The 442-nt window shown below is 59.7% G+C and carries 1 protein-coding gene; it reads left to right on the top strand.

Translation table 11 applies throughout. From position 1 onward, the window contains the following. Window positions 1-442, top strand: a 442-nt coding sequence (locus HMPREF3170_RS06080; protein ID WP_141742225.1) for an HNH endonuclease, incomplete at both ends; no start/stop codon positions are given.

The following is a 442-nucleotide window of genomic DNA, read 5'->3' as shown; positions in this document are numbered from 1 at the left end:
TGATGCGCTCGACCTTCGGGCTGCCACCGGCACGGTTGATGCTGCAATCGCTCATGGGGATGGTGCATATGGTGCGCACCGGGGCCGCCACACACGCAACGATGGCGCCGGCGGCACAAGTGATGGTGCATATGACATCAGATGGGCGGGCGTTTTTACCGAATCATATGGCGGCGCCTGCCGCACGGCTTGCCAATCTGGTGGATCATGCAGATTTGATGGGTGTGCTCTATGACGCCCAGGGGCAGGTGATTAGGTTTGGGCGCAAACGCCGTTTGGCAAGCCCGAAGCAGGTGCAGGTGTTGTTGGGGATGTGGGGGCATAAGTGCGCGGTGCCGGGGTGTGGGCATACCAGGTTTTTGCAGATGCATCATATTCGGGATTGGGCGGAAGGTGGTGCGACGGATGTGGAGAATTTGGTGCCGTTGTGCTCGAGGTGTCA

It is taken from the genome of Corynebacterium sp. HMSC08D02, from assembly GCF_001807505.1.
GTDB classification, from domain to species: domain Bacteria; phylum Actinomycetota; class Actinomycetes; order Mycobacteriales; family Mycobacteriaceae; genus Corynebacterium; species Corynebacterium pseudogenitalium.
This window is presented reverse-complemented; position numbering and strand designations above follow the sequence as displayed.